1 pseudogene is annotated in these 626 nt (G+C 61.3%); it reads left to right on the top strand.

Annotated elements, in window-relative coordinates:
- Positions 1-181 (top strand): annotated as a pseudogene (locus tag HCK04_RS40475) (hypothetical protein); the annotation flags it as partial.
- Between the last annotated feature and the right edge of the window lie 445 nt (positions 182-626).

Here is a 626-nt window from a genome sequence, read left to right as displayed (position 1 = left end):
GTCCTGGCTGTACCGCTACAGCAACGCCAAGCGGCTCGGCTACCTCAACGGTGTGACCATCGCGGTCTCCGACACCGACGGCAACGGCCGGATCGACACCAACGTCTCCCCGTACTTCGACGGTGAGACCCTGGGCGTCTACAAGGCCGCTGCTGCCAACTGGTCCGGCAAGATCGTCTGATCAACCCCCCAGTAACGCAGAGTCAAGGAAAGGGCCCGGCTTCCAGCCGGGCCCTTTTCCATTGCCCGAAACACCCCGCACCTTGTCGGGATATCGCCCGAATAGGGCATCAGGCGAAAACAATCACCATTCGACCTTCCATCTCGCGAATGGTGCCGTTCATCCGATTTCCCTAGGCCTGCGCCGAGACGGCCGGCGGTCGCCGTTCGGCCCCCGTCACGGCCCCCTGACGTGATCAGGCACCTCCCCGGTTTCATCCAATGATGTGATTTACATCACACAGGCCGTTATATCGGTCCAACGCGGAGCGTGACGGAAAGGCCCGAGGCGCGCTCATGATCAGCCAAAACGATCCGTCCCTCACACAGTTATGCCGCGCGCGTGCGCCTCTCCCCGCAAAAGCCTTGTCGCAAACCCTCTTACGCCACCGCATTTCCTCCTATAA

The sequence above is a fragment of the Microbispora sp. CL1-1 genome (assembly GCF_012034195.1).
Lineage (GTDB): Bacteria > Actinomycetota > Actinomycetes > Streptosporangiales > Streptosporangiaceae > Microbispora.
Note: the sequence above shows the minus strand (reverse complement) of the source record. Positions and strands in the feature narration are given on the sequence as shown.